Genomic DNA, 25,749 nt, shown 5'->3' on the forward strand with positions numbered 1-25,749 from the left:
ACCGACCATGAGCGTGGAACCCGTGAGCTTCACACTGAACGACCTGCCACTCCGCGACGACCTGCGGGGGCGCTCGCCCTACGGGGCGCCCCAACTGGACGTGCCGGTGGTCCTCAACACCAACGAGAACCCGCACGCGCCCTCGCCCCGCCTCGCCAGGGCCCTGGCCGACGCCGTGGCCGCCACCGCGCTGGGCCTCAACCGCTACCCCGACCGGGACGCGGTCCGCCTGCGCGAGGGCCTGGCCTCCTACCTCGGCCACGGTCTGACCGGCGCCCACGTGTGGGCTGCCAACGGGTCCAACGAGGTCCTCCAGCAGATCCTCCAGGCCTTCGGAGGGCCGGGCAGGACCGCCATGGGCTTCGAGCCGTCCTACTCGATGCACCCGATCATCTCCCGGGGCACCGGGACGGGATGGGTGTCCGTGCCGCGCGACGCCGACTTCCGGATCGACACCGACACGGCCCTGGCCGCGATCGCCGAGCACCGGCCCAGCGTGGTCTTCCTCACCTCGCCCAACAACCCCACCGGCACGGCCCTGGACATCGCCGACATCGCGCGCGTCGCCGACGCGGCGCCCGGGGTCGTGGTCGTGGACGAGGCCTACGCCGAGTTCCGCCGCACGGGCACGCCCAGCGCGCTCACCCTGCTGGCCGACCACCCCAGGCTGATCGTCTCGCGCACGATGTCCAAGGCGTTCGCCCTGGCCGGGGCCCGCGTCGGCTACCTGGCCGCGCACCCGGCCGTGGTCGACGCCCTCCAGCTGGTCCGCCTGCCCTACCACCTGTCCGCCGTCACCCAGACGGTCGCGCTCACCGCGCTCGACCACTCCGACGAACTCCTCGGCGCCGTCGACGACCTGCGCGCCGAACGCGACGCCGCCGTCGCCTGGCTGCGCGAGCACGGCTTCGCCGTGGCCGACTCCGACGCGAACTTCGTCCTGTTCGGTGAGTTCGAGGACCGCACCGAGGTGTGGCAGGCGATGCTCGACCAGCAGGTCCTCATCCGCGAGGTCGGTCCGCCGGGCTGGCTGCGCGTCACCGTCGGCACCCCGGAGGAGATGGCCGCCTTCCGGGCAGCGCTCCTCCGCGCGACCGGCCGCTGACCGCGCCTCCGGGACCCGCCGGCCGCCGGCCCCGCCCCACCGCACCCGCCAGAACCACCGGGAGAGTCACCATGAGCCGTATCGGGCGCGTCGAACGCGCAACCAAGGAAACCAAGGTCCTGGTCGAGATCGACCTGGACGGCACCGGCGTCGCCGACGTCTCCACCGGCGTCGGCTTCTTCGACCACATGCTCGACCAGCTCGCCAAGCACGGCCTGTTCGACCTGACCGTGCGCACCGAGGGCGACCTGCACATCGACTCGCACCACACCATGGAGGACACCGCCCTGGCCCTGGGCGCGGCCTTCCGGGAGGCGCTCGGCGACAAGGCCGGCATCCGCCGCTTCGCCGACGCCAAGGTGCCCCTCGACGAGGCACTGGCCGAGGTGACCGTCGACGTCTCCGGCCGCCCCTACCTGGTCCACAGCGAACCCGAGGGCATGGCGCCGATCATCGGCCGCGACTACGACACCACCATGACCCGCCACATCCTGGAGTCCTTCGTCGCCCAGGCGCGGGTCGCCCTGCACGTGCGCGTCCCCTACGGGCGCAACGCCCACCACATCGTGGAGTGCCAGTTCAAGGCACTGGCGCGCGCCCTGCGCTCCGCCACGGAGAAGGACCCGCGCGTCAGCGGCATCCCCTCCACCAAGGGCGCCCTGTAGATGGACACCGACCTGTGGGGGATCGCCCTCGTCGTGCTGGGCGGTTTCCTGGCCGGGGGCGCCTACGCGATGTGGAAGGTCAACAGGCTCATCGCCGTGGCCCTGGCCGGCTGCACCGTGCTCGCCGTCGCCTCCGGCGCTCTCCGACTGGGCTACCTGTAGAGGAAGGGCAGTTCCCATGCCGTCACGAGTGGTCGTCTTCGACTACGGCTCCGGCAACCTGCGCTCGGCGCAGCGCGCCATGGAGCGCACCGGCGCCGACGTCACCGTCACCTCCGACCCGCACGCCGCACTGGAGGCGGACGGCCTCGTCGTCCCGGGCGTCGGCGCGTTCAGCGCCTGCATGTCCAGCCTCAGAGCGGCCGGCGGCGACCGGATCATCGGTCGGCGCGTGGCCGGGGGCCGCCCCGTCCTGGGCATCTGCGTGGGGATGCAGGTCCTCTTCGACCGGGGCGTGGAGCGCGCCGACCCGAGGGCCGGGGACCAGGTGACCGAGGGCTGCGGCGAGTGGCCCGGGACCGTGGACCGCCTGCGCGCGCCGATCGTGCCGCACATGGGCTGGAACACCGTCCGGCCCCCCGCGGACACGCGGCTCTTCGCCGGGATCGGCCCGCAGGAGCGCTTCTACTTCGTGCACTCCTACGCGGTGCGCGAATGGGAGTTCTCCACGCACAACGAGCGCATCCGCGAGCCCGGGGTCACCTGGGCCGAGCACGGCGAGCCGTTCGTGGCCGCCGTCGAGAACGGGCCGCTGTGCGCCACCCAGTTCCACCCGGAGAAGTCCGGCGACGCGGGCGCCCGCCTGCTCGCCAACTGGGTCGCCACCCTCTGACCGACGTTTTCCCACCGAGCACGAGAAGGTTTCATGACCGGCGAGCACACCCCGTCGTCCCCCGCACTCGAACTGCTTCCCGCCGTGGACGTGGCGGGCGGGCAGGCCGTCCAGCTCGTCCAGGGCAAGGCCGGTTCGGGGGGCCAGTACGGCGACCCCTTCGAGGCCGCCACGGCCTGGCAGAACGCCGGGGCCGAGTGGATCCACCTGGTGGACCTGGACGCCGCGTTCGGGCGCGGACACAACCGCGACCTGCTGCGCGACATCGTGGGACGCCTGGACGTCAAGGTGGAGATGTCCGGCGGCATCCGCGACGACGAGTCGCTGGCCGCCGCGCTGTCCACCGGGTGCCGCCGGGTCAACATCGGCACCGCGGCCCTGGAGAACCCGGAGTGGTGCGCCAGGATCATCGCCGAGCACGGCGACCGGATCGCGATCGGCCTGGACGTGCGCGGCACGACCCTGGCCGCGCGCGGCTGGACCCGGGACGGCGGCGACCTGTTCGCGACCCTGGACCGGCTGGAGTCGGAGGGCTGCGCCCGGTACGTCGTCACCGACGTCAACAAGGACGGCACCCTCAAGGGCCCCAACCTGGACCTGCTGCGCACCGTGTGCGAGCGCACCGACAAGCCGGTGGTCGCCAGCGGCGGCGTGTCCAGCCTGGACGACCTGAGGGCCATCGCCACCCTGGTACCGCTGGGGGTGGAGGGCGCCATCATGGGCACCGCGCTGTACGAGGGCGCGTTCACCCTGGAGGACGCCCTGGCTGCGGTGCGCGACGCCGAGGACGTGGTCCGGTGAGCCTGGCCGTGCGCGTCATCCCCTGTCTGGACGTGGACGCCGGGCGGGTGGTCAAGGGCGTCAACTTCGAGAACCTGCGCGACGCGGGCGACCCGGTGGAGCTCGCCCACGGCTACGACGCGGCCGGCGCGGACGAGCTCACCTTCCTCGACGTCACCGCCTCCAGCGGCGACCGGGAGACCACCTACGACGTGGTCCGCCGCACCGCCGACCAGGTGTTCATCCCGCTGACCGTGGGCGGCGGGGTGCGCACCGCCGACGACGTCGACCTCCTGCTGCGGGCGGGCGCGGACAAGGTGGGCGTCAACACGGCCGCCATCGCCCGACCCGAGCTCATCGAGGAGATCGCCGAGCGCTTCGGCCGCCAGGTCCTGGTGCTCTCCGCCGACGTGCGCCGGGTGCGCGAGGGCGACCGGCCGACCCCCAGCGGGTTCGAGGTCACCACCCACGGCGGCCGCCGCGGGACCGGGATCGACGCCCTGGAGTGGTGCGAGCGCGCCGCCGGGCTGGGCGCGGGGGAGATCCTGCTCAACTCGATGGACGCCGACGGCACCAGGGCCGGCTTCGACCTGGAGCTGATCCGCGGGGCGCGGGCCCGGGTGGACGTGCCCCTGATCGCCTCCGGCGGCGCGGGGGCGGTCGAGCACTTCGTCCCGGCGGTGGAGGCGGGCGCGGACGCGGTGCTGGCCGCGACGGTCTTCCACTTCGGCGAGTTCACCGTCGCCGACGTCAAGCGGAGCCTGCGCGAGGCGGGCCACGCGGTGCGCTGAGGTTTTTCGGCGGATGGAAGTGCGCAAGGTCCCCGGGACGAGTACGTCCCGGGGACCTTGCGCGTCCGTATGACGACACGTAGTCGTTTCCGTGTGGCGTTGCCTCGACACGCCGACGCTTCGTGTGAGCATGATCCCCGTAGTGCCCATTACCCACGGGGGAAGGACCTTTTTTCGCATGTTTCCGCACTTCTTTGGTGGTTTTGGTAGGCGTTTCGTCTCCCTGATCGCCGCCTCCGCGGTCGCCGCCACCGCCGTCGTCGCCACCGCTCCCGCGGCCTCCGCCGACAACCTCAACCGCACCTCCGAGCAGGTCGTCGCCCAGATCGAGGCCGAGGCGTGGCCGTACTACGTGAGGGGCGACCGGTCGGTCGACATCGCGGCCGCACGCAAGCTGCTCGCCCACCACGGCTACCGCTCGGACAGCACCACCTCGCGGTTCTTCAACCTCAGCCTCGAGAACACGGTCAAGCGCTACCAGCGGGACAACCCGAACGACCTCGTCGAGACCGGGGCGCTCGACGAGGAGACCTGGCTGCTGCTGCGCGAGCGCACCTTCGGCGAGTACGGCCCGGGCACCCGCGGACTCGTCGTCGAGGCGATCCAGGTCCTCCTCAAGGAGAAGGGGATCGCCTCCGGGCTCGCCGTCGACGGCCAGTACGGCCCCGCCACCGAGCGGGCGGTCCGCGCCGCGCAGCGCGAGTTCGGCATCGGGGTCGACGGCATCACCGGCCGCCTGACCTTCCGCGCGCTGGTCACCTACCAGGTCGCGGCCCAGTAGTACCCGGCGGTCGGAGGACGGCCGCTCCGACCGCCACGGCGCCCGGACCACCCCGGTGGACCGGGCGCCCCGTCGACCACCCCACCCGGCGTGCGCCGGCCACCGCACGCGGACCCCTCCGCCCGCCCCGGACCCCTCCGCCCGCCCCGGGCGCCGTCCCCCGCCCCCCGGGCGCTCCCACGAGCGCCGGACCCTCCCGGCCGGAATAGCCCCGGCGCGAACCGCGCTGAAACAATCCGGTGGAACCTTGTCGGTTCCGCTGGATAGGTTGGCTCGACACACGCACCCACGTCCCCTTCGGCATGCCCGGAGGGCGTCGGCGCGTGAGGGGCCGGGCCGTGCCGGCGGAACCGGCAGGCAGACGAACGGGGGGCGTATGGCGCAGGGCACCAGCACGAGGGATCCGGGGACCGGGGAGGGCTCCGCGCCACCGGAGGAGCCCGTCGGCGACGCCGGGACCGGCGACCGCCCCGCGGACACCGCCGGCGCCGGGATCTTCGGACGGGGCATGCGCGTCCTGTGGGTCGCCGCGCGCACCGAACCGTGGATCTTCCTCGCCGCCGTCGCCGGAGCCATGCTGCACGCCGGCGTCACCGTCGGCTCGGCCTCCGTCCTCGGCCACCTCACCGACACCACCATCCTCCCCGCCTTCGCCCGGGGCAGCACCACCGCGGCCGCGCTCGCCACCGCCGCCGGACTGCTCCTCGCGGTCGGCCTGGGCAAGGCCGTCGGCATCGCCATGCGCCGCATGCTCGCCGCCCTCATGCAGTTCCGCATGCAGGCCCGCTACCGCCGCGCCGTCGCCCGCAAGTACCTCGAACTCCCGCTCTCCTGGCACCACCGCCACCCCACCGGCCAGCTGCTCTCCAACGCCAACGCCGACGTCGAGGCCGCCTGGCAGCCGCTCGCTCCGCTTCCCATGGCCGTCGGCAGCGTGTTCATGCTCGTCATCGCCGCGGTGGCCATGCTCGTCACCGACCCCGTGCTCGCCCTGGTCGCCTTCGTCGTCTTCCCCGTCCTGGCCGCCGCCAACGTCGTCTTCCAGCGCCGCGTCTCACCCATGGCCTCCCGGGCCCAGGCCCTGCGCGCCGAGGTCAGCGGCGTCGCCCACGAGTCCTTCGACGGCGCCCTCGTCGTCAAGACCCTCGGCAGGGAGGACACCGAGACCGAGCGCTTCACCCGGTCCGCGCACAGCCTCCGCGACGCCCTCATCCAGGTCGGCCGCATGCGCTCCATGTTCGACCCGGTCATGGAGGCGCTGCCCAACTTCGGCGTGCTCGCCGTCCTGCTCCTCGGCATGTGGCGGCTCTCCACCGGCGCCATCGACCCCGGCGACCTCGTCCAGATCGCCTTCCTCTTCACCCTCCTGGCCCTGCCGATCCGCTCCTTCGGGTGGATCCTCGGCGACCTGCCCCGCAGCGTCGTCGGCTGGGACCGCGTCCAGTCCGTCCTCGGATCCGGCGGCACCATGGAGCACGGCGACCGGACCCTGGAGGACAGCCCCCGCGGCATCGCCCTGAGCGCCCGCGGCGTCACCTTCTCCTACGCCGACTCCTACGACGCCGACGGCGGCGGCCGCGACCTGATGGACGACGGGGAAACCACCGCCCGCACCACCGTCCTCAACGGAGTGGACCTGGACATCGCCCCCGGCCGCACCGTCGCCCTCGTCGGCCCCACCGGCTCGGGCAAGTCCACGCTCACCACCCTGCTCATGCGCCTCGTCGACCCCGACACGGGCCACATCCGCCTCGACGGCGTCGACGTCCGCGACCTCGCCCGCGGCCAGGTCTCCGGGCACGCCGCCCTCGTGCCCCAGGGCACCTTCGTGTTCGAGGACACGGTCCGCGACAACATCACCCTCGGCGCCGACATCGACGACGAGCAGGTGTGGGCCGCCCTGCGCCTGGCCCGCGCCGACGGCTTCATCGGCGAACTCGACGGCGGCCTCGACGCCCCGCTCGGGGAGAAGGGCACCACCCTGTCCGGCGGCCAGCGCCAGCGCCTCGCCCTGGCCCGCGCCGTCGTCCGGCGGCCCCGGCTGCTGATCATGGACGACGCCACCTCCGCCGTCGACCCGCAGGTCGAGGCCCAGATCCTCGCCGGGCTGCGCGCACGCGACGACGCCGCCACCGTGGTCGTCGTCGCCTACCGGCGCGCCACCATCGAACTCGCCGACGAGGTCGTCTACATGGAACGGGGCCGCGTCCTGGCCCGCGGCACCCACGACGAACTCCTCACCGCCTCACCCGGCTACACCAGGCTGGTCACCGCGTACGAACGGGCCTCCGCCGAGGGCGAGGCCGAACGCGAACCCCTCCCCGAGGAACCCGGACCACTCGAACCCGCCCCGCCCGCCACCGCGCACGGCGACCACGCCACCGAGGAGACGAGCCGATGAGCGCACCCGCCCAGACCCGTGCCGACCAGCGGCCCGAACCGGACCCCGGGCGGGAGGCCGGCGACGCCGCCGACCCGCTCCTCTCCCTGCACCGCTCCACCGACACCGCCATGGGCACGGTCCGGCGCGGCCTGCGGCTCTCCCCGGAGTTCGCCAAGGGCCTCTGGCTCACCCTGGTGTTCGCCGTCGTCGCCACCGGCGGCAAGATCGTCGTGCCCGTCGCCGTCCAGCAGATCATCGACAACGGGCTCTCCGGACCGGAGGGCCCCGACCTCGCCTTCGTCGCCCGCATGGTGGCCGTCTGCGCCGGACTCCTCGTGGTCACCATGGTCGCGTCCTACCTGATGAACCTGCGCCTGTACCGGGCCACCGAGTCCGGCCTGGCCACCCTGCGCCGCAAGGCGTTCCGGCACGTCCACGACCTGTCCGTGCTCACCCAGAACAGCGAGCGCAAGGGCGCCCTGGTCTCCCGCGTCACCAGCGACGTCGACCAGATCAGCACCTTCATGCAGTGGGGCGGCCTGCTCCTGCTCGTCAGCGCCGGCCAGCTCCTCGTCGCCACCGCCCTCATGGCGGTCTACTCCTGGCAGCTCACCATCGTGGTGTGGGTCTGCGTGCTGCCGCTGCTGTTCGGCGTCCGCTGGCTCCAGAAGCACCTGTCCTCGGCGTACATGAAGGTCCGCGAGAACACCGGCGACATGCTCGGCGTCATCGGCGAGACCGTCATGGGCGCGGCCGTCATCCGCGCCCACGGCACCGAGAAGCGCACCGCGGAGCGGATCGACTCCACCGTGACCAGGACCCGGCGCTCCCAGGTCCGCGCCCAGCGGCTGGCCATGGCGGTCTCACCCTTCGCCGAGATCGTCTCCGCGGTCGGCAACGCGGCCGTGGTCCTCGTCGGCGTCTGGCTCGGCCTGGGCGGCGACCTGACCGCCGGACAGCTCATCGCCTTCCTGTTCCTGCTGACCCTGTTCATCCAGCCCATGATGATGGCGACCGAGATCTTCAACGAGGCCCAGAACGCCATCGCCGGGTGGCGCAGGGTCCTGGGCGTCCTGGACACCGCACCCGACATCGCCGACCCCGGGGAGGCCGGCAAGGTCCTGCCCCGCGGCCCGGTCCGGGTCACCTTCGACGACGTCACCTACTCCTACCCCGACGGCCCCGTCGTCCTGGACGACGTCGCCGTCGAGATCACCCCGGGCACCCGGGTCGCGGTCGTGGGGGAGACGGGCTCGGGCAAGACCACCTTCGTCAAACTCCTCACCAGACTCATGGACCCCGCCAGGGGCACCGTGCGCCTCGACGGCGTCGACCTGCGCGAGGTGGCCTTCTCCTCCCTGCGCAGCCGCGTCGTCATGGTCCCGCAGGAGGGCTTCCTCTTCGACAGCTCCCTGGGCGACAACATCCGCTTCGCCCGCCCCGAGAGCACCGACGCCGAGCTGGAGGCAGCCGTCACCGAACTCGGCCTCTCCGAGTGGCTCGACTCCCTCGCGCACGGCCTGGACACACCGGTCGGACAGCGCGGAGAGTCCCTGTCGGCGGGGGAGCGGCAGCTCGTCGCCCTCGTGCGCGCCTACGTCGCCGACCCCGACCTGCTCGTCCTCGACGAGGCCACGTCGGCCGTGGACCCCCACACCGAGGTCCGCATCCAGCGGGCCCTGGACCGGCTCACCCGGGGACGCACCTCCGTGGCCATCGCACACCGCCTGTCCACCGCCGAGGCGGCCGACCGGGTACTGGTCTTCGACGACGGCCGCATCGTCCAGAGCGGGTCGCACGCCGAACTCGTCGCGCGGCCCGGCGTGTACGCCGACCTGTACGCCTCCTGGGTCAGCTCCTCGGCCTGACCCCGCCACCGTCCGTCAGCGGGGGGACGCCCTCCACCAGTGGGCGGCCAGCAGCTCCGCCACCAGCGGCTCCACCAGCAGGCTCACATCCGGGTCGGAGTCGCCCGGGTAGCGGACGGTCAGCTCCGCCCCCGGCACGCGCTCGTGCCCGGGGGTGGGGCCCACGGCCACGAACGTGCCGCGCAGGTGCCCCAGGTGCTCGGCGAACCGCTCGTCGTAGGCCGACCCCGCGAACAGCAGCGCCCGGTAGTCCGTCACGGCCGCCAGGTAGCGGTCCGTGTGCGACCACTCGCCGGTCTCGCACGCGTACGCCGCCCGCACCGGGCCCTTGCGCAGGGCCTGGACGCCCTGCGAGGCCGACGCCATCCGCTCGTCCGGCGCCACCAGGTGCACGCCGTGCGGCGACTCCAGGATCCGCGCCGCCTCGGGCACCCACTCCGGGGCACTCGCCAGCAGCGACTTCGCGGCGTTGGCCGCCCGGCGCAGCAGCCCCGGGAAGTTCTGGCTGCTCCCGGACACAGGGGCGCCCAGGCGGTGGCCCAGCAGCAGGAGCAGCGCCAGCGCGTGCTGGTAGGCCCGGCAGGCCAGGCCGCTCTCCTCCTCGCCCGCGTGCAGCGGCACCAGCAGGTCCGCGTAGTGCCCCACCACCAGGTCCGCGGACGGGGCCAGCACGATCACCGGTGACCGCGCGACGTACCGGTCCAGCACCGTGTACAGCTCCCTCTGGCCGCCGCCCAGGGACACCGCCACCACCAGCGTCTCCGGGCCGGCGGGCGGCTGCTCCGCGGACGAGGAGCGGTCCGCGCTCGCCGCGATGCCCGCGCGCCGCAGCCGGGCCGCCGCCACCTCGCAGGCGTAACGGGCCGAACCCAGGCCCACGAACCGCACGGCGGCGGGCTCGTCGGCCAGGAGCGCGGGCAGCGCGGCGTAGGGGTCCCACCGGGGGAAGCGGGTGGCGAGCGAGGTCAGCGCTGCGGGCTTGCCCGCCAGGTCGGCGGACAGGGTCTCGGCGGTCACGGAACTCCCAGGGTGGAGACGGCGGACGGAAGGGGCGGGGGAGCGAGGCGGGCGCCGGGGACGGCCCGCGGCACCCGAACCGGGAGGACGCACGAACTCTAACCGCCCCGGACGAACGCCCCCAAGGGGACGCCCCGCGCCCGGCCCCGCTGGGCACGACCCGGTGCGGACCGCTGGACGGTCGGCCATAACCTGGAGGACATGAGCGTCACCAGCCTCGACCCGGCCATCGCCGCCCGACTCAAGCGGACCGCGGACGGCCTCGTCCCCGCCGTCGTCCAGCAGCACGACACCGGGGAGGTGCTCATGCTCGCCTGGATGGACGACGAGGCGCTGCACCGCACCCTCACGACCCGCGCCGCCACCTACTGGTCGCGCAGCCGCAACGAGTACTGGGTCAAGGGAGCCACGTCCGGGCACACCCAGCGTGTGGTGTCGGTCGCACTGGACTGCGACGGCGACACGCTCCTGGTCCGCGTCGACCAGGAGGGCGCCGCCTGCCACACGGGCGACCGCACGTGCTTCGACGCCGGGGCACTGCTGTGAGCTCCCCCACGACCTCCCCCCGCGTCCGGCGCGAGTACGGCGCCACCATGCTCGGCCTGGCCGCCGGCGCCGGACTCCTCCTCGCCGCCGCCGGACAGCAGTGGGCGACCGGCCAGCTCACGGCGCCCGGACCGGTCCCGCCGGTCCCCGTCGCACTCACCGGGGCCGACCTGACCGGCGCGCCCAGCGGCATCGGGTGGGCCGGCCTGGCCGGCATCGCGGGCCTGTACGCCACACGCGGATGGGCCCGGCGGCTCGTCGGCGCCCTCGTCGCCGCGGGCGGCGTCCTCGCCCTGACCTCCGTGTGGGGAGCAACACGGCCCGACGCCCTCATGGAGGCCGTGGCGAAGAACGCCACTGACGCCGCGGGCACCGCCCAGGTGGCGGCGGCGCCCCACCTGGCCGCGCTCGGCCCCGCCATGGCCGGGGGAGGCGCCGTCCTCCTGGTCCTCGCCGGGCTCCTGTCCGCGGTACGAGCCCCTGCCTGGCCGGGCATGGGCACCCGGTACGATCGGGACGCCGCACCGCGCGCGACCCGGGCCGAGACACCTGCCGACCTGTGGAAATCGCTGGATGCCGGTGACGATCCCACACTCGACGCCCCCGACGGCGGCCGGTCCGAGGACCCCGCCGGCCCCGGGGACGCCGGCGAACCCGCACCGCTGGCAGCACGGCCAGCCGAACCGAAGGAGAACCACTGATGGCCGACGAACACCACGACGACCACGGCAACACCGTTTCCGCCTGGTTCCTCACCATCTCCTGGATCGTGGCCTGGACCGTGGCGGCCGTCGCCATCATCCTCGGCGGCGCCCTGGTGACGTGGACCCTCATCGGTCTCGGCCTCAGCATCGTCCTGGCCGTCATCGCCGGCGTCATGAAGAAGGTCGGCCTCGGCCGCAAGGAGCCGCGCCCCTACCCGCAGACCCGTGAGGCGTGGGAAGCCGCCCGGAAGGTCTCGGCCACGGCGGGCAATAACTGACTCCCCTCCGCGAAACCGCAGCTCACAACGAGTGAGTAACGGAAAATGGACGAAGGTCCCATGGGGCAGGTAGATTCACCACACCGGACCTGCCAAACGTGTCGTCGCCTGTCGGCTGATGTCCCCTCTGTCTGGCATCATTCGTTTCTGCCCGTGACGTACGCGTTCCGGTGACCCGATCCTGCCCCATGTCGGGCCGGTGTGTTCTCCACACCGTGCGAAATCCCTTGTCCTCTTTCTGAAAGTTGTACGACCATGAGCTACGGTCCCCCTCCCCCCGGCAACCCCGGCCCGCCCCCCGGCGGCGGCTACGGGCCTCCCGGAGGCGGTTACGGCGCCCCCGGCGGCACCCCGCCCGACAACGGCCTCACCTGGGCGATCGTCGCCGTCTTCTGCTGCTGGCCCCTCGCCATCCCGGCGATCATCAACGCGACCAAGGTCAACGACCTGTGGAACCGCGGCGACCAGGCCGGCGCGATGCAGGCCCAGGCCCAGGCGAAGAAGTTCACGAAGCTCGCCTTCATCCTCGGCAGCATCGCCTACGTGCTGAGCATCGGCTTCTACATCGTGAGCACCGTGCTCCTCGTTGCGTCAACGCCCACGTACTACTAGTCGGCACCCGCACCGAGCACGTGTCTGCCCCCGTGCGCCCTGTGGCCACGGGGGCAGAACCCTGTCCTCCCCGAACCCGTAGGCTGGTCCCGTGCACCCAAGCGAACCACCCGAGACCGCCGGGCCCGAGACGCCTGCCGCGCCCTCGTGGACCCAGCGCGTCGAACACCGGCTCAGGGCCCTGCCCCCGGTCGTGTGGCCCGTCGGCCTGGGCGTCCTCGGCCTGACCGGGGCCACGCTCCTGCACTTCGTGGACCCCAACGAGCCCGGCAACTACCCCACGTGCCCGTGGCTGCTGCTCACCGGCACGTTCTGCCCCGGCTGCGGCAGCATGCGCGCGATCGCCCTGGCCACGCACGGCGACTTCCTCGGCGCCATCAGCATGAACCCCCTGCTGGTGCTCCTGCTCCCCTACATCGCGGTGACCTACACGCTGTGGCTGGTCAGGACGGTCCGACCGCCCACGAAGCCGCCCAAGCTCACCCCGGGCTGGTTCCTGTGGCTGCTCCTGATCGTCATCACCGCCCACTGGATCCTGCGCAACCTGCCCTGGTTCTCCTTCCTCGCCCCGGGAACACCGCTGTTCCCCGGCTGGTAGCCAGAACCAGAAGGGCACTTCCGCCGTCTGAGCGGATGAGCGCCACGACCCCCTGTACGAGTCAACGCACCACACACACGTCCTGGAAGGTTGGACCCCTATGAGCTACGGACCTCCCACCGGCGGCTACGGCCCGCCCAGCGGTGGCTACGGCCCGCCCGCGGGCTACGGAGGCGCGCCGGGGTACGGAGGCCCGCCCGCGGGCGGACCGCCCAAGAACTACCTGATGTTCAACATCCTGGGCATCTTCGGGTGCACCGTGGTCGGCATCATCGGCCTGATCTTCGCACTCCAGGTCAACAGCAAGTGGGAGTCGGGTGACTACGCGGGAGCCCAGTCCTCCGCGCAGGTCGCCAAGATCATGGGGATCATCGGCCTGGTCGGATTCATCTGCGTCGTCCTCTACCTGCTCTTCGTCCTCCTGATGTTCATCGTCGCCTTCGGCGCCGCGGCCACGTACTGAGGCAGGCATCCCGGCCCACGGCAGCGCGTGCCGCCGCGAGCGGCGCGACGAGCGGTGCTCGGGACACGGCGCCCCTGTCCCCGGTCTCCGGGGCAGGGGCGCCGACGAACGCGCGGCGCCCCCGGCAAGGAAGAAGACCGGCCGTCCCGGCCGCCCATCGGCGCCACGGGCCCGGACGGGCGGAACGCCGGTGAGGGCCGTGCCCGACAGGTGGAGCCGGGGACGAGCCGGCCCGCCGACATCCCCCACGAGAGCGGAACCCGACATGAGCTACGACGCCCTGCCCCCCGGCGGCCACGGTCCCCCCGGCGGCCACGGTCCCCCCGGGGGATACGGCCCTCCAGGGGGCTACGGCACACCCGGCGGATACGGCCCTCCCTCCGGCTACGGAGGCGTACCGGGCCACGGTGGCCCGCCTCCCGGCGACCCGCCCAAGAACCACCTGGCCATGAACATCCTGGGCATCATCAGCTGCTTCCCGGTGATCGGCATCATCGGCCTGGTCTTCGCCGTCATGGTCAACAGCCAGTGGACCTCCGGCGACTACCGGGGCGCCGAGACCTCGTCCAAGATCGCCAAGGTCATGGGCATCATCGGCGTGGTGCTCTTCGTCCCGGCGGCCCTCTACATCCTCTTCATGATCGTGATGATGGTCGGCCTCTTCATCTCCGAGATCTGATTCCGGCGCGGCGGCACGCGCCGCCGGACACCCCCTGACACAAGCGGACACAGCCACCCCTTCCCACCCGTTCCCCCGGAGAACCCGGGGGACCAGGTGGGGGGTGGCGGCCCCCCGGCCCCCGAAGGTCGATACGATGACCAGCAACACGGTGCGCCGGCGGTGCGTCCGGGCACGCCGCGCGGGCGGCCCGCCCGCCGGAGCCACCACCGTGACAGACCACTGCACGAGGGAGCGGTAACTGGTGAGCGTGCTCGACGAGATCCTCGACGGAGTACGCGCCGACCTGGCGAAGCGGCAGGAGGCGCTGCCCCTGGACCGCCTCAAGGCCCAGGCCGAGTCGGCGCCCACCCCGCAGGACGCCGAAGCCGCCCTGCGCCGTCCCGGCGTCCACGTGATCGCCGAGGTCAAGCGGGCGAGCCCCTCCAAGGGACCGCTCGCGACCATCACCGACCCCGCCGCCCTGGCCCGCGACTACGAGGCCGGGGGCGCCGCGCTCATCAGCGTCCTCACCGAGGAGCGCCGCTTCAAGGGCAGCCTCGACGACCTCCGGGCCGTCCACCAGGCCGTCGACACCCCGCTCCTGCGCAAGGACTTCGTGGTCAGCTCCTACCAGCTGTGGGAGGCCCGCGTCTTCGGCGCCTCCGCCGTCCTCCTCATCGTCGCGGCGCTGCCCCAGGAGGCCCTGGTCTCCCTGGTCGAGCGCGCCCGCTCCCTGGGACTCATGCCCCTGGTCGAGGTCCACGACGAGGACGAGGTGACCCGGGCCGTCGACGCCGGCGCCACCGTCATCGGCGTCAACGCGCGCAACCTCAAGACCCTGGAGGTCGACCGGGACACCTTCTCCCGGATCGCCCCCGGCATCCCCTCCGACGTCGTCAAGATCGCCGAGTCCGGAGTCCGCGGCCCGCACGACCTGCTGGCCTACGCCGGCGCCGGCGCCGGAGCGGTCCTCGTCGGCGAGAGCCTCGTCCGCGGTCGGAACCCGCGCGAGGCCGTGGCCGACCTGGTGACCGCGGGAGCACACCCCGCCCTGCGTGACCGGAACTAGGGGACGAACAGCACGATGGGACAGACGACGCCAGGGACGGTCGCGGTGACGGCACACCCCGGCCTCCGATGGCGATGGCTCTAGGGAACCCGCAGGCATGAGCCGCGGGTTCCCGACGCCGCGTCGACCCACCGGTCCGAACGCGCCGCCGGAACCAGGCGGCGCGCAGCCGGTCGACGCGCGGACCCCCGCGGCCGTACGCCCGGGGGAAGAGCCGCCGTCGGCCCCTTCCCAGGAGAACGTCCCAATGAGCCATGCTGGACCACTGCCCGACCACGGCGGGCACTACGGCCGCTTCGGGGGCCGCTTCGCCCCCGAGGCGCTCATCGCCGCCCTCGACGAGGTCGAGGCGGAGTGGGAGAAGGCCAAGAACGACCCCGCCTACCAGGCCGAACTGGCCGCGCTGCTGAAGGACTACACCGGCCGCCCCAGCGCCCTCAGCGAGGCCCGCAACTTCTCCGAGCACTGCGGCGGCGCCCGCGTCCTCCTCAAGCGCGAGGACCTCAACCACACCGGCTCGCACAAGATCAACAACGTGCTCGGCCAGGCCCTGCTCACCCGGCGCATGGGCAAGACCCGCGTCATCGCCGAGACCGGAGCCGGACAGCACGGCGTGGCCACCGCCACCGCCTGCGCCCTCCTCGGCCTGGAATGCGTCATCTACATGGGGGAGGAGGACACCCGGCGCCAGGCGCTCAACGTCGCCCGCATGCGCATGCTCGGCGCCGAGGTCGTCCCCGTCACCATCGGCAGCCGCACCCTCAAGGACGCCATCAACGAGGCGTTCCGCGACTGGGTCGCCAACGTGGACCGCACCCACTACCTCTTCGGCACCGTCGCCGGGCCCCACCCCTTCCCCAAGCTGGTGCGCGACCTGCACTTCGTCGTCGGGGAGGAGGCCCGCGCCCAGGTCCTGGAGAGGGTCGGACGGCTCCCCGACGCGGTCGCCGCCTGCGTGGGCGGCGGCTCCAACGCCATGGCGGTCTTCGCCGCGTTCATCCCCGACGAGAGCGTCGCCCTGTACGGCTTCGAGGCCGGGGGGGACGGCGCGGACACCCCCCGCACCGCCGCGTCGATCACCGCGGGCAGCCCCGGGGTCTTCCACGGGGCGCGCACGTTCGTGCTCCAGGACGAGTTCGGCCAGACCCTGCCCAGCCACTCCATCTCGGCGGGGCTCGACTACCCGGCGGTCGGCCCCGAGCACGCCTACCTCGCCGACACCGGCCGGGCGAGCTACGAGCCGATCACCGACGCGGAGGCCATGGAGGCGTTCCGCCTGCTGTGCCGCACCGAGGGCATCATCCCGGCGATCGAGAGCGCCCACGCCCTGGCCGGCGCCCGCAAGCTCGGCGAGCGCCTCGGCCCGGACGCCGTCATCCTGGTGAACCTCTCCGGGCGCGGGGACAAGGACGTCGACACCGCGGCCGCGTACTTCGGACTCGTCGACACGGAGGGACAGGCGTGATGACCGCGACGACGCTGCAGACCAAGCTGGCCGAGGCCCGCGAGGCGGGCCGGGCGGCCCTGATCGGCTACCTCCCCGCGGGGTTCCCGGACCCGGACTCCTCCGTCCGGGTGATCCAGGCCATGGTGGAGGGGGGCTGCGACGTCATCGAGGTCGGCCTGCCCTACTCCGACCCGATGATGGACGGCCCCACCATCCAGAGGGCCGCGGACCGGGCCCTGGCGGCCGGAACCACCACCGAGGACGTGTTCCGCGTCGTGGAGGCCACCGCCGCCACGGGCGCCGCCGCCGTGGTCATGTCGTACTGGAACCCGATCGAGCGCTACGGGGTGGAGCGCTTCGCCGCGAACCTCGCCAAGGCGGGCGGAGCCGGGGTGATCACCCCCGATCTCATCCCCGAGGAGGCGGGGGCGTGGACGGCCGCCTCCGAGGCGTCCGGCCTGGACCGGATCTTCCTGGTCGCGCCCTCCTCCACCGACCGCCGCCTCGCCATGACCACCGCGGCGTGCAGCGGGTTCGTGTACGCGGCCTCGCTGATGGGCGTGACCGGCACCCGCACGCAGGTCGCCGACACCGCCGCGACGCTGGTGCGGCGCACCCGCGAGGTGACCCGCGAGTCCGGCCTGCCGGTCTGCGTGGGCCTGGGGATCTCCACGGCCGCCCAGGCGGCCGAGGTGGCCGCCTACGCCGACGGCGTCATCGTCGGCGCGGGGTTCTGCCAGCGGATCCTGGACGCCCCGGACCTGGAGACCGGCCTCACCGCCGTCCGCTCCTTCGCCGAGGAGCTCGCGGGGGGCGTCCGCGACAGGTAGGGCCCGGTGTGCTCCGCGGGCCCCTCCGCCCGGGACGCGCAGCCCGCCCGCGGGACCGGGGCCGTGTTCGCACGGGACCTCCGTCCACGGCGGTCGCGGCGTCGGTCACCGGCGGGGGAGACCTGTGGCACCGGTGTCGGGCCGTCCCCTCGGGGGCGGCCCGACGCTCTTCCCGCCTGGTCAAAAGCAGGGTTAAGAGGGTGAGAATCGGGTGAGAGGCCCCTGCCGGAACCCCTGAAACGCCCCCACCGGGGCCGTGCCGGTGATGTGATGGCGGTGTCGCGGATTCCTGGGGCGCCCGCCGCTGCGCCCGGGCTTCCGGCCGCAGCGTCACGGACCCACCACAGTCAGTAGGATGTGACGCGATACGTAGAGCGACGGATCCAACACCGAACGCGACAAAGCGTCCCCTACTCCCCGAAGGCCCAAGCGATGGACACAACCGACGAATCCCCCGACGCCTCCACCGCCCCCGCGGTCCCGCGCTCCCGCTGGGAGGCCGTCCAACCCTGGCTCACCCTCGCCTGCCGGCTCGGACTCGCGGCCGTCCTCGTCTTCGCCGCCGTCTCCAAGTTCCCGCCCGCGCTCTCCGTCCAGGCGGTCGAGGCCTACGACCTCTTCCCCGTCGAGGTCGCCCGGCTCATCGGCTACACCCTCCCCCTGTTCGAGCTCGCCCTGGCGGCCCTCCTCCTCGTCGGACTCGCCACCCGCTACGTCGGAGCCGTCGGCGCCCTCCTCATGGTCGTCTTCATCGCCGGGATCGTCTCCGCCATGGCCAGGGGCCTGAACATCGACTGCGGCTGCTTCGGCGGCGGCGGACAGGTCGCCCCCGGGGAGACCACCTACGGGCTCTCCATCGCCCGCGACATCGCCTTCGCCGCCATGGGCGCCTTCATCGCGGTCTGGCCGCGATCACCCTTCGCCCTCGACCGCGCCATCGGGCTCTTCCGGTGACCCCGGAACCCACGACGGTCGACCACCTCCAGCAGTAGAAACAGGGGAAAGCATGGGGAGTGAAGCGCGCAAGCGCTCCCGCGAGAAAATCAGGGAACAGCGCGAACGGGAGAAGCGGGCGGCCAAACGCACCAAGACGCTCATCGTCATCGGCGCCGCCGCGGCCGTCGTCGTCCTGGTCGTCGGCATCGGGTTCGCCGTGCTCAACGCCGACCGCCGCGGCTCCGGGTACGAAGGGGCGCTCCCGCCCCAGGTCCTCCAGGAGGACGGCAGCGTCGTCCTCGCCCAGGAGGGCGCGCAGGCGCCCGTCGTCGAGGTCTACGCCGACTTCCAGTGCCCCGCCTGCCGCCAGTTCGAGCTGCTCAACGGCGACGTCCTCAAACGGAACGCCGCCGAGGGCAACGCCATCGTGCACTACCGGCCGGTGAGCATCTTCGCCCAGCAGCCGGTGCCCATCAGCAGCAACTCGCTGCGCGCCGGCGCCGCCGCACGCGCCGCCGCCGAGCACGGCTACTTCGTCGAGTACAACGACATCCTCTTCGAGAATCAGCCCACCGAGGGCAACGAGGGCTTCACCGTCGACGAGCTCAAGGACTGGTTCCGCCAGACCGACGCCAACGCCGAGCAGGAGGGCGAGTTCGACCGGCGGATCGACGAGGAGGCCGCCGTCGTCACCACGTTCACCGAGGACTACCTGCCCGCGCTCACCGAGGACGCCATGGCGGAGATCGGCGAGGAGACCCTCGGCACCATGGTCCTGTCCGACCTGATCTCCTGGGGAGCCGGCAACGGGCACGACCCCGCCTTCCTCGACGGCACCTACACGGGCGAGATCATCACCGCCACCGGAACGGCCTACACTCGCTACAGCGGAGACAACACGTTCCGCGGCACTCCTTCCGTGTACCTCAACGGCGAGTTGCTCGACAACAACACCGCCATGACGGTCAGGGGCCTCAACGAGGCGATCGCCTCCGCGGACGCCGGTGAGGTCGACACCCAGCCCATGGGTGACGGGGGCGCGGAGTAGCACCCCTGACAGCACCCCCCGCACGCGGGGCGAACCCGAGAGCAGAGCAGTGACACTGTCGTCGACAGCTTCCGAGGGCGCGGCCGGGCTCGGCCGCGCCCTCGCGGCCATCCCCAGCCCCCAGATCAACGCGATCCCGATCGGGCCCCTCCAGATCCACTTCTACGCGCTGTGCATCCTCGCCGGCGTCGTCGTCGCCGTGGTCTGGAGCGAGCGCCGCTGGGCAGCCATGGGGGGTGAGAAGGGCACCATCATGGACATGGCCGTCTGGGCCGTGATCCTGGGACTGATCGGCGGCCGCCTCTACCACGTCATCAGCGACGCCCAGCTGTACTTCGGCGAGGGCCGCGAGCCCATCCGCGCCCTGTACGTGTGGGAGGGCGGCCTCGGCATCTGGGGCGCCGTGCCCTTGGGCGCCGTGGGCGTGTGGCTGGTGGCGCGCAAGCGCGGGCTGTCCATGTCCAAGCTGTCGTTCGCGATCGCCCCCACCATCCCCCTCGCCCAGGCCCTCGGCCGCTGGGGCAACTACTTCAACCAGGAGCTGTTCGGAGCGCCCACCGACCTGCCCTGGGCCGTGGAGATCACCCCCTACCCCGAGGGCCACCTGCGCCCCGGCATGGAGTTCGGCGTCACCACGTACCACCCCACGTTCCTCTACGAGTCCCTGTGGTGCCTGCTCCTGGCCGTGCTCCTGGCCTGGGCCGGACGCCGCTTCGAGGGCTCCCTCCAGGGCGGCCGGCTCTTCGCGCTCTACGTCATGGGCTACTGCGCGGGCCGGTTCTGGATCGAGTACCTGCGCGTCGACCCGGCCAACGACTTCCTGGGCATGCGCCTCAACAACTGGACCTCCATCGTCGTCTTCCTCGGCGCGCTCGCCTACTTCGTGTGGGCCGGACGCCGCATCGACTCCTTCTCCACCGCCGTCGTCCCCTACGGCCACGACGCCGGAACCCAGGTGTTCGGCGCCACAGCCGGCAGTGAGGTGCCCGACGACAGCACCGTCTACAGCGCCGTGGACAGCGAAGAAACGGGCTCCGGAACGCAAAATGGCAGCTCAGAGGAGGCGGGCACGGAATACCACCCGAGCCCTGAGCGATCTAGTACCGAGGGCTCGACCGCGAACGACGCCGGAGACACGGGAACCGATTCCGGGGCGAAGCCCGAGTAGCGCAGGGCTCCTGAACGCGGGCCGGCCGTGTCCGGCCGCGGAGCGGAGAACGCCCTGTACCTTTCGAGCAGACCACGGGTTGACGATTGAGAAAGACCGTGAGCAGAGCTGAGTCCGGGTACGGCCGCCGGGGACGGCGCGGCGGTTCACGCCGCGCCGGCCGGGCCTACACCGAGGACCACGCCGACGACTACGGCCACGACGAGGGCCGCGAGGACGACTACGACCCCGAGGAGGACTTCTCCGCGGAGTACGGTCACACCCGCACGTCCGACGCCGACACCGCCGACACCGCCGACACCGCCGACACCGCGGACCGGGCCGACGGGGACGAGGCGTACGACGACTACGACGAGTACGAGGACGAGGAGGGGGCCCCGGCCGAGGACGAGGCCGCCGGCTCCCGGCGGTCCTCCCGCCGCAGGAAGGGCCGCGGGGCGACCGCGGCCGGAGCCTCGAGGCGCAGGGCGTCCGGGGCCAGGCGCGGCGGGGTCGGCAAGGTCTCGGCCTTCTCCGCGTCCGCGATCAAGAAGGTGTCGGTCCTGGGAGACCGCCCCAACCAGATCGTCTACACCCTCGCCGAGCAGAGCAAGCGCAAGCGCGGCACAGCCGTCCTCGGCGTCCTGCTGGGCGCGTTCAGCATCGCGCTGGTCGCCCTCCTCGGACTGCTGACCTTCCAGCTCTTCACGGGGTCGGGGGGCTCGGTCTCGGGCGGCGACGACTCGGTCGTGGCTCCGCCGGAGGGGCACAGCACCCTCACACCGGAGCTCTACCTGTCCGAGCCCAACCGCGAGGACGTGTTCGGCGCGATCAACGAACGCCCCGAGGGCGCGGAGCCGATGACCGAGGAGTCCGTGTTCGGGGCGGTCGGCGAGATCGGGCTCGACGACATGACGCTGGAGCTCCGCCAGAGCAGCGTCACCGACTCCTGCACCTCACTGGTGTGGGGCGAGGAGCTCGGCCAGACCCTCATCGACGCGAACTGCATCCAGGCCGCCACCGGTGTGTACACCGACGCGGGCGAGGAGCACATCGCACAGGTCACCGTCTTCGACCTGGCCAACGCCGATGAGGCCGCCAACGTCGAGGCCTCCCTGGACCCGACCAACGCCGAGAGCGACGCCGGATTCCTGCTCACGCAGAACGGCGACGACATTCCCGGCCTCCAGGAGGGCTACAGCCAGGCGAACGCCCAGGTCATGGGCCACTACCTGGCGGTGTTCTGGGTCGCCGACACCGACGGCGCAGACCCGGGCGACAACGCCGACCTGGCGAAGCTGAGCGTGGCCTCCATGAACTCCACGCAATTCATCTACGAGGAGGTCGTCGAGGCGGGTCGGGCCGAGGAGTAGGCCTGTCCCGCCCTGTCGGACGCCCCGATAGGATCTCGGACAGATCGACCCTTCCGCCAGGGTCGTGCGGGCGGGGTGCTTTCCGCCCCTCTCCCCAAGCGAACCGGGCCGGCCACGCGCGCGCGGCCGGCCCGCATCCGAGGAAAGGTCCACTGGGTGTCCCCTTCTGAACCGTCGGCGTCCGGTCCCGCCGGACGCCGGAGGAAAAACAGCGAGTCCGACGAGGTGTCGGCGGGGCCGTCCTCCCGCACGGGTGGGCGCCGCCGGGCCGGAGGCCGGAGGAAGCAGGAGACCAAGGGGCGCCGCCGTCCCCTCCTCGTGGTGGCCGGAGTGGCCGTCGTGGCGCTGGCCGTGCTCGGTACCGTGCTGTACATGCGCCTCGGCGAGGGGGGCGGAGCGGACCAGGCCGCCCAGGAGACCCGACCCGTCATGTACCGGGTGATCGACACCGGCCGCATGAACGAGGTGCTGGCCTCCCGTGAGGACGACAGCCGCGCCCTCAACGCCGGAGAGCTGTTCGAGAGCCGCAACGCGGAGATCTCCAGCCAGGAGATCGACTTCACCCTGCGCGACTCGGACCTGAGCGACGACTGCTCGGCCGCGGTGTGGGGGGAGCAGGTCCGCACCGCCCTGGCCGAGGCCGACTGCACCCAGGCAGGACGCGCCACCTACGTCTCCGACACCTACTTCGGCGTGACGGCCGTGTTCAACCTCGCCGACGTCGAGGGGAGCAGGGCCGTCGCCGCCGCCATGAACGCGCCCGAGGCGGACGAGGCCGGGGCCGAAGGGGAGGGCGACGCCTCCCCGGACCCCGGGTTCGTGCTCTCCCCCTCCGGCGCCGACCCGTTCGACCGCCTGGGCGAGGGCTACAGCGCCAGCGACGCGATCGTCAGCGGCCACTACCTGGTCGTGGTGTGGGTCCAGCCCACCGGATCCGAGTCGGTCGAGGAGAGGGTCAGCCTCTCCGGCCCGCTCGTGGCGCTGGCGAACTTCCGCGACCCGCTCTACCGGCGGATGGTGCAGCTCGACGACGGCTCCGGAACCGGCCAGCCGGACGAGGGCACGCAGGAGGGCACCGTCGAGGACCCGGCGGGGACCGAGGGCACGGTGCAGGACCCGGCCGGAACCGACGGCACGGTGCAGGACCCCGCGGGTACGCAGGGCACCGCGGAGGACCCCGCCGGAACCGAGGGCCTCGGCACCGGAACCGGCTGAACCGCGCGCGGAGGGGCCCGGAGGACACGTCCTCCGGGCCCCTCCGCGCGTGCCGGGGCGGGAGTTCCCCCGCGGACCCCGTGCGGCCGTCCACCGGCCCCGGCGGGGCCCGGCGGGCGGGTGTCCCCGCCCGTGGCGTGGCGACCGGGGGAGTCGGGCCCCGCCTGCGCCGTGCTGCCCCGGACAGCCCCGTGCGGCGCCGGCCGGGGCGGGACCTACACCTGGGCGAGCAGTGCGGCGGCCACGCCCCGCAGCTCCGCGAAGCGGTGCTCGGGCAGGTCGAGCAGCGTGTGGCCGGCCAGCCACCACGGCGCCGTGGACACGGCCTGCCGTGCGGTGCGCTTGTTGGCCGGGCGGCCCCCGCGCGCCGACACCTCGACGAGCCCGGCCCTCAGCGTGGCGGTGAGCGTGCCGTGCGCCCGCTCCTGCACGTGGGTCAGGAGGAGGTCGACAGCGGCGTCCGGAACCCCCTGCACCCGCTCGCCCTCCGGGACCCCTCCCCGGCCCTCCTCGGCACGCGCTCCCGCCCCGCCCGGCGCGCCCGCACCCGGCTCGTCCGCGTCCGGCGGGCGCCGTGTCAGGCGTACCGCGGTCAGGTCGTCGGCGCCGAACCCGCGCAGGAACCGCACCCGGAAGCGGGGCTCCACCAGGGCGCGCAGACCCCGCTGCCCCGCGGCGTCGCGCACGCACGCCGCGGAGGAGGGGACCAGGGCATACACCGTGTCCGCGGCGGAGGCCAGGGCCGCACGCGCCGCCAGCCGCTCCCACCCGCCGGTCAGGTTGAGCACGGCGCAGTCGCCCACGGGCGCGGGCGCGTCCATCCAGGTGGACAGCCGTACCCGCCCGGCCGCCGACGCCTCCGACGGCCACTCGCCCACCAGCGTCGGCTCCGCGCCCCCGGCGGCGGCCCGGCCGCCGTCCCCGCGCCCGTCGCCGTCCCCGCGGCCCCTGTCCGCGGCCCCCCGGCCGTCCAGGTCCTCGCGCACGCGGTCGAGCACCGCACGGGCGCGCCCGGCGTCGAGGCCGCCCCGGGCCTCCTTGGCGTTCACCCCCTGGCTGTACACCCTGGCGGCGTCGCCCGAGGGCGGCGCCGGGGCGCGCGTGAGCGGCCGGAGCACGTAGAGGTCGGAGGCCGCGCCGATGGACTCCGCGCCGTGGTACCGGTTGAAGTCCGGCCACACCGCCTCGAACAGCAGGTCCATCCGCGCCAGCCGCGACTGGGTGGCGGCCGCCAGCTTGGGCGTGGTCTCGCTGGCGCCGTACGCCACCAGGACCCGCCCCCGGCGGGGGTCGGCCATGCCCTCCACGCCGCGGCGCACGAACAGCTCCACCCCGTCGGCGGTGTACGGGGGATCGGTGAACACCACGTCCGCGACGCCGCGCACCGTGGACGGCAGCCCCAGGCGCAGGTCGGCCGTGTGGGTCCGCACCCGCAGGTCCAGCCTGTCGGCCAGCGCGTCGATGTGCGCCAGCACACGCTCGTCGATGTCGACGACCTCGGCCCGGGCGCCGGGGCACACGAGCGTCAGCGCGATCGAGGTCAGGTCGTGGTCGCCCACGCACAGCAGGACCCGGTCGTGCAGGTCGAAGCGCGTGGCCAGGAACAGGGCACGGCGCAGCGCCGTCTCCGCGGTCGCGGTGACGTGGTCAAGGTCCAGGTCGGAGGCGGGCCCCTCGGCCACGGCGCGCGCCAGCTCGGCGTGGGCGCGGGCGTACCGGGGGAGGAGGTGCGCCACGGGGTCGGCGAGGTCGTCGCCGGCCGCGCCGGCGTAGCCGGAGGGCCGCGCCAGGCGTACCCGGCTCTGGCGGCCGGCGCTCTCGGTGGCGAGTTCACCGGCCTCGTCCAGCGCCTTGAGCAGCGACGACACCAGCGTGTACGCGACACCCGTACCCCGGACCAGGTCGTCGGCGCCCCACCACCGGCCGTCGGCGAGCAGCGCCAGGACCCGGCGGAGCCGGGGCATGTCCACGCCGTGGTCGCGCAGCAGCCGCAACGCGGCCTCGGGCAGCGGCGGCGCGCCCCCGGGCGGGTGCGCGGGGGAGGTGTCCGAAACCGTGACTCCTGGTGTTCGTGGGGTGTGGTCGGGGGGTGCGGAACCGTGGTCGTCCGGGTCCGGGAAAGTCGGGTGGCCTGCCATCCACCGATGGTCCCACGGGTCGGCGGGTGGCCGTGGCCGCCCAGGTCAGAACGGTCCGTCTCGGGTGAGGGACAGATCACCCACGTGGGGGACCCGGGCCCCCTTGGGCGGTGCGTTAACGCCGGGGTAATGTTGACCACCGGTACACGGCGTCACGCGGTCCCGGAGCGGAACACCGACCCACAGTCGGGGTTTTATCCACTTTGGGAGGTTTAGCGGGGTTCCCTCGTGGAAAAACCGGCTAGGCCAGCCCTCATCGGGGACAACCGAGAGGGACAGCACCGCCCCCCGCGGGCGAACCGCGAACACCGGCGCACCGCGGCGCCATCTGGTCTAGACCTTCGATTCGCATCGCGGCCGGACCAGCGTGTATAAGGGAACCCGCCCGCAACAGGGACCCCGACCGCCACCGGCGACCACGAGGACGTGGACGCGCGACGGTAGCGCGAGAGGCGCCCGCCC

General features: G+C 73.1%; 26 protein-coding genes. 24 read left to right on the top strand and 2 right to left on the bottom strand.

Going from position 1 to position 25,749, the window contains the following annotated elements; translation table 11 throughout:
• Window positions 1–7: 7 nt before the first annotated feature.
• From ACFQBR_RS02275 to ACFQBR_RS02315, 9 genes are all read left to right on the top strand, one after another.
• Window positions 8–1,105, top strand: a complete 1,098-nt coding sequence (locus ACFQBR_RS02275; RefSeq protein WP_330159365.1) for a histidinol-phosphate transaminase — start codon at window positions 8–10, stop codon at window positions 1,103–1,105.
• Window positions 1,106–1,176: 71 nt separating this feature from the next.
• Entirely contained in the window at window positions 1,177–1,770 is a 594-nt protein-coding gene (hisB, locus tag ACFQBR_RS02280) for an imidazoleglycerol-phosphate dehydratase HisB (RefSeq protein ID WP_267945782.1), read from the top strand.
• A complete protein-coding gene (locus tag ACFQBR_RS02285; RefSeq protein ID WP_267945781.1) occupies window positions 1,771–1,932 on the top strand; it encodes a hypothetical protein in 162 nt (53 codons plus the stop codon).
• Window positions 1,933–1,948: 16 nt separating this feature from the next.
• Complete coding sequence (hisH, locus tag ACFQBR_RS02290) at window positions 1,949–2,602, top strand: imidazole glycerol phosphate synthase subunit HisH (protein ID WP_352982961.1); 654 nt, start codon at window positions 1,949–1,951, stop codon at window positions 2,600–2,602.
• A 33-nt stretch (window positions 2,603–2,635) separates the two neighbouring features.
• The gene (priA, locus tag ACFQBR_RS02295) at window positions 2,636–3,403 is read left to right on the top strand and encodes a bifunctional 1-(5-phosphoribosyl)-5-((5-phosphoribosylamino)methylideneamino)imidazole-4-carboxamide isomerase/phosphoribosylanthranilate isomerase PriA (RefSeq protein ID WP_344181745.1); all 768 of its coding nucleotides are present in this window, start codon (window positions 2,636–2,638) and stop codon (window positions 3,401–3,403) included.
• Window positions 3,400–4,173 (top strand): imidazole glycerol phosphate synthase subunit HisF, encoded by a 774-nt coding sequence (gene hisF / locus ACFQBR_RS02300; protein ID WP_267945778.1) that lies wholly within the window; start codon window positions 3,400–3,402, stop codon window positions 4,171–4,173. Before priA ends, hisF begins: the two co-directional genes overlap by 4 nt.
• A 178-nt stretch (window positions 4,174–4,351) precedes the next feature.
• On the top strand, window positions 4,352–4,954 hold the full coding sequence (locus ACFQBR_RS02305; RefSeq protein ID WP_267945777.1) for a peptidoglycan-binding domain-containing protein: 603 nt from the start codon (window positions 4,352–4,354) through the stop codon (window positions 4,952–4,954).
• Window positions 4,955–5,330: 376 nt separating this feature from the next.
• Entirely contained in the window at window positions 5,331–7,355 is a 2,025-nt protein-coding gene (locus ACFQBR_RS02310) for an ABC transporter ATP-binding protein (protein ID WP_344181742.1), read from the top strand.
• Window positions 7,352–9,205 carry an ABC transporter ATP-binding protein gene (locus tag ACFQBR_RS02315; RefSeq protein WP_344181740.1) on the top strand — a complete coding sequence of 618 codons (1,854 nt, stop codon included), beginning with the start codon at window positions 7,352–7,354 and terminating at the stop codon, window positions 9,203–9,205. The genes ACFQBR_RS02310 and ACFQBR_RS02315 overlap by 4 nt, the downstream gene beginning before the upstream one ends.
• A 15-nt stretch (window positions 9,206–9,220) precedes the next feature.
• On the opposite strand, the gene ACFQBR_RS02320 is transcribed toward ACFQBR_RS02315, so the two are convergent.
• A complete protein-coding gene (locus ACFQBR_RS02320) occupies window positions 9,221–10,222 on the bottom strand; it encodes a phosphoheptose isomerase family protein (RefSeq protein WP_344181738.1) in 1,002 nt (333 codons plus the stop codon).
• A 201-nt stretch (window positions 10,223–10,423) separates the two neighbouring features.
• On the opposite strand from ACFQBR_RS02320, the gene hisI reads away from it, so the two are divergent.
• The 15 genes from hisI to ACFQBR_RS02395 all read left to right on the top strand — a co-directional run bounded on the left by hisI (window position 10,424) and on the right by ACFQBR_RS02395 (window position 23,149).
• A complete protein-coding gene (hisI, locus tag ACFQBR_RS02325) occupies window positions 10,424–10,768 on the top strand; it encodes a phosphoribosyl-AMP cyclohydrolase (RefSeq protein WP_330159372.1) in 345 nt (114 codons plus the stop codon).
• Window positions 10,765–11,469, top strand: a complete 705-nt coding sequence (locus ACFQBR_RS02330; RefSeq protein ID WP_378551869.1) for a Trp biosynthesis-associated membrane protein — start codon at window positions 10,765–10,767, stop codon at window positions 11,467–11,469. The genes hisI and ACFQBR_RS02330 overlap by 4 nt, the downstream gene beginning before the upstream one ends.
• Entirely contained in the window at window positions 11,469–11,750 is a 282-nt protein-coding gene (locus ACFQBR_RS02335) for an HGxxPAAW family protein (RefSeq protein WP_344181736.1), read from the top strand. The genes ACFQBR_RS02330 and ACFQBR_RS02335 overlap by 1 nt, the downstream gene beginning before the upstream one ends.
• Before the next feature lie 255 nt (window positions 11,751–12,005).
• Window positions 12,006–12,362 carry a CD225/dispanin family protein gene (locus tag ACFQBR_RS02340; RefSeq protein WP_267945770.1) on the top strand — a complete coding sequence of 119 codons (357 nt, stop codon included), beginning with the start codon at window positions 12,006–12,008 and terminating at the stop codon, window positions 12,360–12,362.
• 91 nt (window positions 12,363–12,453) lie between these two features.
• Window positions 12,454–12,960: a DUF2752 domain-containing protein gene (locus ACFQBR_RS02345; protein WP_344181734.1), complete on the top strand. Its 507-nt coding sequence runs from the start codon at window positions 12,454–12,456 to the stop codon at window positions 12,958–12,960.
• A gap of 100 nt (window positions 12,961–13,060) precedes the next feature.
• Window positions 13,061–13,423, top strand: coding sequence for a CD225/dispanin family protein (locus ACFQBR_RS02350; RefSeq protein ID WP_344181732.1), 363 nt, complete (start codon window positions 13,061–13,063; stop codon window positions 13,421–13,423).
• 265 nt (window positions 13,424–13,688) lie between these two features.
• A complete protein-coding gene (locus ACFQBR_RS02355) occupies window positions 13,689–14,102 on the top strand; it encodes a CD225/dispanin family protein (RefSeq protein WP_344181730.1) in 414 nt (137 codons plus the stop codon).
• Between the two features lie 244 nt (window positions 14,103–14,346).
• Window positions 14,347–15,153: an indole-3-glycerol phosphate synthase TrpC gene (gene trpC, locus ACFQBR_RS02360; RefSeq protein ID WP_267945766.1), complete on the top strand. Its 807-nt coding sequence runs from the start codon at window positions 14,347–14,349 to the stop codon at window positions 15,151–15,153.
• 247 nt (window positions 15,154–15,400) lie between these two features.
• Window positions 15,401–16,618: a tryptophan synthase subunit beta gene (gene trpB, locus ACFQBR_RS02365; protein WP_267945765.1), complete on the top strand. Its 1,218-nt coding sequence runs from the start codon at window positions 15,401–15,403 to the stop codon at window positions 16,616–16,618.
• Window positions 16,618–17,430: a tryptophan synthase subunit alpha gene (gene trpA, locus ACFQBR_RS02370; protein ID WP_267945764.1), complete on the top strand. Its 813-nt coding sequence runs from the start codon at window positions 16,618–16,620 to the stop codon at window positions 17,428–17,430. The genes trpB and trpA overlap by 1 nt, the downstream gene beginning before the upstream one ends.
• Window positions 17,431–17,862: 432 nt before the next feature.
• The gene (locus ACFQBR_RS02375; RefSeq protein WP_330159381.1) at window positions 17,863–18,384 is read left to right on the top strand and encodes a MauE/DoxX family redox-associated membrane protein; all 522 of its coding nucleotides are present in this window, start codon (window positions 17,863–17,865) and stop codon (window positions 18,382–18,384) included.
• Between the two features lie 52 nt (window positions 18,385–18,436).
• Window positions 18,437–19,414: a DsbA family protein gene (locus ACFQBR_RS02380; RefSeq protein WP_344181728.1), complete on the top strand. Its 978-nt coding sequence runs from the start codon at window positions 18,437–18,439 to the stop codon at window positions 19,412–19,414.
• A gap of 55 nt (window positions 19,415–19,469) precedes the next feature.
• The gene (gene lgt, locus ACFQBR_RS02385; RefSeq protein ID WP_344181753.1) at window positions 19,470–20,582 is read left to right on the top strand and encodes a prolipoprotein diacylglyceryl transferase; all 1,113 of its coding nucleotides are present in this window, start codon (window positions 19,470–19,472) and stop codon (window positions 20,580–20,582) included.
• Between the two features lie 98 nt (window positions 20,583–20,680).
• Entirely contained in the window at window positions 20,681–21,934 is a 1,254-nt protein-coding gene (locus tag ACFQBR_RS02390) for a hypothetical protein (RefSeq protein WP_344181726.1), read from the top strand.
• Window positions 21,935–22,090: 156 nt separating this feature from the next.
• The gene (locus tag ACFQBR_RS02395; protein ID WP_344181724.1) at window positions 22,091–23,149 is read left to right on the top strand and encodes a hypothetical protein; all 1,059 of its coding nucleotides are present in this window, start codon (window positions 22,091–22,093) and stop codon (window positions 23,147–23,149) included.
• Window positions 23,150–23,364: 215 nt separating this feature from the next.
• Here ACFQBR_RS02395 and ACFQBR_RS02400 read toward each other — a convergent pair whose 3' ends face one another.
• Window positions 23,365–25,287 (bottom strand): bis-aminopropyl spermidine synthase family protein, encoded by a 1,923-nt coding sequence (locus ACFQBR_RS02400; RefSeq protein WP_352982970.1) that lies wholly within the window; start codon window positions 25,285–25,287, stop codon window positions 23,365–23,367.
• Window positions 25,288–25,749: the final 462 nt, after the last annotated feature.

The organism is Nocardiopsis tropica (genome assembly GCF_042660575.1).
GTDB lineage: Bacteria > Actinomycetota > Actinomycetes > Streptosporangiales > Streptosporangiaceae > Nocardiopsis > Nocardiopsis tropica.